Here is a 5,301-nt window from a genome sequence, read left to right as displayed (position 1 = left end):
CTGACATCCTTCCAGCCCAGTCTCACGACCAGACAGCTCAGATGTCACCTATCCGTGCAGCAGACCCCCTTCAACAAATAGCCCAATACAGGGCAGGCGCGATAGTTCACCGATACCGCCTGCGACGGGCACTCCCAATACGGTCGCCAAGCCGGCTCGAAATGGGCATCACGCTCGTCTGCTCCCCGGGCCGCGGGAAGCGCAGCCGCGGCCGCTGCTCTGGTGCTTACCGACGCTGGAAGAAGGGCTTCGCGCTGATTGATCAAGACGACACCTAGGAATGAACAATTGGGAACCATGGTCTACGGTCCGCAAGACGTCGAGTTCGACGACCGGCTTCTGACCCACCTCGAGATCGTCATCGTCAACAAGTTCCGCCGCAGCGAGTCCTTCCTGATGTCCTGGCTCGAAGACCTCTCGATCGGAAGCGGGAGATCATCGCTGTGGATGTCAGCCCAGAGCCCCGTGTACTTCAGATACTTCGGGTCCCGCGTACCCTCGATCAACCGCGACTGGATACAACTACTGGAGAGGGCAGCGAACAGCACACGCGGACTGGTCGTTCTCGGCGAAGACGGAAAACCCGCACACGTACGACGCGCCGGAGGGCAGCGTCCCGACCGCGCGGCCCACCCGAGGCGGGCGATGTCGCCCAGCCGGTGAATTGCCGGCCTGCCATAGCGCGCTGCAAGGAACTGTACGGTCAATCGCAGGTTTAGCTGTTCCAGCAGGCGAGGATGGCTGTGGCGATTTGGTAGGCGATGTGGGTGCGGGTTGGTCGTCCGGGCCTGGCAGCGGGCAGGTGGCTGGCGTCGACGAGGAGGGTCATGTTGTCCTTGACGAAGCTGGCTTTGCCGTCTGGTGTCAGGTAGGCCGGTAGTCCCAGGCTGGCGAGGCCGTCGATTGTTTGTGCGGTGGGGGCTGACTTCTGTTTGGTAGCGAAGTAGGCCCTGGCTGCGGCGTCGTCTGTCGATTGTTGGACGGAGAGGCGCAGTGCTTTTCCGTTCACGTGGTAGATGCACGTGTAGAGGCCATTCGTCCAACTCGATTGCGGTGGTGTGGGGTGGGCGATGGAGAGGATCTTCGCGATGTTGCCTTGGGTTTCCTGGGTGCAGATCATTCGCGCTGCCGGCAGAGGCTGACCTGCCGCAGCTGGCGAGTCAGCTGGAGGGGATGCCGAGGATGATGCCGTGGCGGGACTGTGGGTTGCTTGGGGTGAGGTCGCATTGGTTGCTGCGCATCCGGTCAGCAGTAGGGCCATTGCGGTGACCATCGCAATGGTGATGGGGCGGTGAGGGTGGTTTTCAGACATGAGACGGCTCACTAGACGGGGTGGCTTGCGGTGAGGGAGGCGTAGACGACGATGTTGTCGACGTAGTGTTCGATGGCTTCGTTGTAGGCGCCGCCGCAGGTGATCAGGCGGAGTTGGGCGTTGTTCGTGTTGCCGTAGACAGCGAACTGTGGAAACGCGTTCTTGGGGTATTCAGCAACTTTGTCGATGGTGAACACGGCGACGGTGTTGTCGGCGCGGGTGACGGAGATCTGGTCGCCTTGGCGGAGTTTGCCGAGGTTGTAGAACACGGAACGACCGGCGGGAGTGTCGACGTGTCCGAGGATCACTGCGGGTCCGACCTGGCCCGGGGTGGGCGATTTCTGGTACCAGCCGGCGGGCGAGTTCGCGGTGAGCGGCGGAACCTGTACCGTGCCGTCCGTGTTCTGTCCGAGCTGGATCAGGGCCGTGTCGACACCGATCGCCGGCACCGACAAGTGGGTGGGCAGCGATGCGGGCAGGATCGGGCCCACTGTTGCAGGCGGCCGTGGTGCTGCCGGTGAGGTGGGGGTGGGGGTAGTCGTGGGTGTTCGGGTGGGTGTGGCCGCGGATGCTGGTGGTTGCGGCGGCGCAGGGTTGCCCCATATCGCCCAAGCGGAGGTGGTCCCGGCGCCGGCGAGGAGCAGCACGGCCGCCGCCGTCAGCAGGCTGAGACGGCGGCGGCTGTACTTGCGGTGAGAGCTCATCGCTGGAAGGTTCCTAGCGACGTGAAGCGATGCGACGACGGACGATCAGCGTTCCGGCGGCTGCGGCGGCAAGGCCACCGCCTAGGGCCAACAGACCCACGTCGATACCGGTGGATGTTGAACCGCTACCGGTCTGTGCGCCGCCGACGGGCATCTGCATCTGTGAGGCCTGCAGTGTGCCGCACAAAGCCGGCGATGTCGCCGCCAACGGCAAGGACGGGACCAGGTCGCTGGGCTCCTTCTGGGCTGCAGCGGGCAGGGTTGCCGGGTCCAGGCCGTGTACCACGACTACGGCAGTCCCTGCCTTCAGCGATGCGGCAGTGGCCGGGTCGAGGGTGATCGTGCGGTTGTAGTCGTAGGAGGCCCCCATTCCCGCCACCGTCAGGTCGGTTGCGGCGGCCGGGCTGGTGTCTCCGCTGGTGGAGAGGGTGACCCCGATCTTTCCGTACGAGGGGCCGCCTTCAGTGGTGCTGATCACGCCGTCCTTGTTCGTGTCAGCCGCTATCGTCGGGCAGGTTCCGGCACCGTCGATGTGGATGTGCTGCACGTGTGGGTAAGGCTTTCCGTTGAAGGTTGCGGCTAGACCGGTCACGTGTTCGGTGACCGTTGCTTGGTCACCGGAGACCATCACCATCACAGTCCCTGATGCGGTGCTTCCGTTCAGCGGCGCCAGGGTCGCCTGGTAGCCCGCATCGGTACCGGTTGCAGCCATCGCCGGGGCCGCGCTGAGTGCGACCGCACCCAGGGCTAGCGCCGGAACCAAAAGGAACTTCGCCTTCTTGTTCATCTTGAGCATCCTTGCCATCGAATCGTCCGTGAAACCCATATGGGGCACCGGTGGATTCGGAAGCGATGCCGGGAACGGATTTGATGAGCACGCAATCCGTTCCGGAGGTCACGATCCGGCCGTCGGGTACGGGCCGCAGCGGTGAGGTGGAAAGGGGATACTTGATGCGTCGTGAGCGGGGTTCGAGGGGCTAGGTGCTGATCGCGACAATCGGATTGGTGGTTGGCTGTGCGGATCCGCCGGCCGGTTCGAGGGTCATGCCGACGACGTCGCCGTGCTGCAGCTGACCATTGAGGACCTGCCAGTTCCCGGTCATGAATCCCGCCGAGGTGGCGTGCCCGTCTCGGATGTACCAGAGCTGGTATGTCTTCCCGGCAGGCGCCGTACGAACCGCATCAACCACAATCGCCGACTTGCCGCGGGAAGCGGACCAGACCAGAGTCGCTGTTCCCCCGCCGGTCACCTTCACGGTGGCGTGCTGCGCGTCAGCGGCTGAAGTGATCGAGGCCAGAGCGTCCGCCTGCACACTGTGTTGCGGATGCTGGGCCAGATGCACCCCTATCGTGGCGCCACCTGCAACCAGTACAACAGCAGCCGCTGCGGCAGCAACCATGGCCAAGGGCCGGGTGAACCAGCGTCGCTGCGCCTTCCGCTGTGCCGCTCTCAGCCCGTGTTTCACTGGTGCGGCCTCCTGTGCCTCTTCGAGGAAGCCAGTGCCAACGGATTCGTGCTCGAGTTCGGGTCGCGCGAGCGCAGGTGCCGCGACAGCTTCCGTCGTCTCCCGCTGGTCGTGCCCGGCGATGATTGGTCGAGTCTGCGGAGTTACCGCGATTCGGGCCATCAGGGCTGTCTTGAGCGCGGCAGGAGGTTCGGTTGCCGGTGTCGCCGTGTTCAGCATGGTGACAACCTCCGCGAACTCGGACGCCTCGGCACGGGCAGCACCGCCTCGTTCGAGCCAGCGTTCGTACTCAGCGCGTTCTCGGCGGGTGAGAGAGCCCAAAGCGTAACCGGCGGAAAGCAGACGGACGTCCTCGGGGTGGTCGGTGTCGCCGTGACTACTCATACGGTCACCCCCAGTTCGTGTCTGAGCCGGATCATCCCATCGCGTAGCCGCGTTTTGACTGTGCCAACGGGCACGCTCAAAAGCTGGGCGATCTCGGTGTGAGTGAGACCCCCGTCGTAGGCCAGTGCGATCGCCTGCCGTTGCGGGTCGGACAGTTGTTGCATCGCCCTTCCCACACGATCACGTTCCATCACGGTCGCGGCAGCATCGGCGACATCGTCCAGTACCGCGTACTCCCTGATCCCGACACGTAGGTCGCGGTCGTGCGCGGCCTGCGCCGAGCGGATCCGGTCGATGGCGCGTCGCTTCGCCATGGTGATGATCCAACCGATCCCTCGACCCCTATTCGGATCGAACACCGCAGCGGATTGCCACACTTCCAGAAAGACTTCCTGGGTCACCTCTTCGGCCTGGGACCGATCAATCACCAGCCGGAGCACGGTTCCGAACACTCGGGAGACGACCATGTCATACAGTTCGCCGAACGCGGCCTGGTCGCCGCCGGCAACCCGGCCGAGCAGCTGGTCAACAAGCTGCGACGTTTCGGCCACGTCACCGCTTGAGGCTGGCGTCTGCTGCGGGTGCACACCTAAAGCATCCCAGGAGCGGGACAACTGTTCCTATCCCGCCGGCGGGTACCACTTGGTACCCGCGACACGTGCACCACCACCACAGACCGGGGGAGGCTTGAGCGATGGCCGTTTCCGCGACGTCGAATGTCGGCTTGCACCTCACCGAGGAACACGGCCACCTTCTCGACACCCAACTGAGTAGCAGCTCCCTCCGAAGTAGTTCGGCCTAGCCGCCATTCACGAACGCGGCCACCAGGATGAGAACAGCCAACCCGATCTGGCCAATCAGTCGCGGCCAGAAGGCAACGGCGAGGCTCCCGAATCGGTCGCGATGCTGTGCGGCATACGCGTTGGCCGGGAACACTGCCGCAAGGAACACGACCAGGGCGATAGCTGCCGCGGTTCGGGTGAGCGGGAAGAGTAGGCCGAGTGCGCCGGCGATCTCGCAAACACCAGTGAAGTACACAAGCATCAAAGGCGTGATACGTCTCCCGCGCAACCGTGGCGGGATCATCGCCGCCATCACACGCGCCGATCGCGGTACGAAATGGTTGATCCCCATACCGACGAAGACCCCAGCGAGCAGGACACGCAGCACGAAAGCAGCCAACGTCACGACAGCAATCCTCTCAGCGCGTGCAGCGATCCGGTGCGGAAGTCCTTGGCAGAAGAAAGTTTCTCGGAGTTCTTGCCAGACTCTTTGCCTCTTTCACGATTCACAGCACGGGGCAGAGCTCGTTGCCCTCAGGACCTGAGCCTCAGGCCCTGCGCGCACGCAGCTACCGTGCCCACACTTTGCCCGTTACGTTGTTCGTGCTCCTTGGGGCAGGCTCTGAGGGGTAGTGGCCTGTCGCGTCCGGCAT

General features: G+C 64.0%; 7 protein-coding genes. 1 reads left to right on the top strand and 6 read right to left on the bottom strand.

Annotated features, from left to right (window positions below):
- Nucleotides 1–297 precede the first annotated feature (297 nt).
- Entirely contained in the window at nt 298–663 is a 366-nt protein-coding gene (locus ACYVDK_RS06435; RefSeq protein WP_460519633.1) for a DUF7882 family protein, read from the top strand.
- Nucleotides 664–715: 52 nt separating this feature from the next.
- Here the strand turns inward: ACYVDK_RS06435 and ACYVDK_RS06430 are convergent, their stop codons facing one another.
- The 6 genes from ACYVDK_RS06430 to ACYVDK_RS06405 form a co-directional block, all read right to left on the bottom strand.
- The gene (locus ACYVDK_RS06430; protein ID WP_460519630.1) at nt 716–1,312 is read right to left on the bottom strand and encodes a hypothetical protein; all 597 of its coding nucleotides are present in this window, start codon (nt 1,310–1,312) and stop codon (nt 716–718) included.
- Between the two features lie 11 nt (nt 1,313–1,323).
- Nucleotides 1,324–2,016: a class F sortase gene (locus tag ACYVDK_RS06425; RefSeq protein ID WP_460519628.1), complete on the bottom strand. Its 693-nt coding sequence runs from the start codon at nt 2,014–2,016 to the stop codon at nt 1,324–1,326.
- A gap of 13 nt (nt 2,017–2,029) precedes the next feature.
- Nucleotides 2,030–2,803 carry a hypothetical protein gene (locus ACYVDK_RS06420; RefSeq protein WP_460519625.1) on the bottom strand — a complete coding sequence of 258 codons (774 nt, stop codon included), beginning with the start codon at nt 2,801–2,803 and terminating at the stop codon, nt 2,030–2,032.
- A 190-nt stretch (nt 2,804–2,993) separates the two neighbouring features.
- Nucleotides 2,994–3,866, bottom strand: a complete 873-nt coding sequence (locus ACYVDK_RS06415; protein ID WP_460519622.1) for an anti-sigma factor — start codon at nt 3,864–3,866, stop codon at nt 2,994–2,996.
- Nucleotides 3,863–4,453: an ECF RNA polymerase sigma factor SigK gene (sigK, locus tag ACYVDK_RS06410; protein ID WP_460519619.1), complete on the bottom strand. Its 591-nt coding sequence runs from the start codon at nt 4,451–4,453 to the stop codon at nt 3,863–3,865. The genes ACYVDK_RS06415 and sigK overlap by 4 nt, the downstream gene beginning before the upstream one ends.
- Before the next feature lie 211 nt (nt 4,454–4,664).
- A complete protein-coding gene (locus tag ACYVDK_RS06405) occupies nt 4,665–5,054 on the bottom strand; it encodes a DoxX family protein (RefSeq protein WP_460519616.1) in 390 nt (129 codons plus the stop codon).
- Nucleotides 5,055–5,301: the final 247 nt, after the last annotated feature.

It is taken from the genome of Humibacter antri (assembly GCF_054777235.1).
The sequence above is the reverse complement of the archived record's forward strand: the minus strand, read 5'-3'. Positions and strand labels throughout refer to the sequence as shown.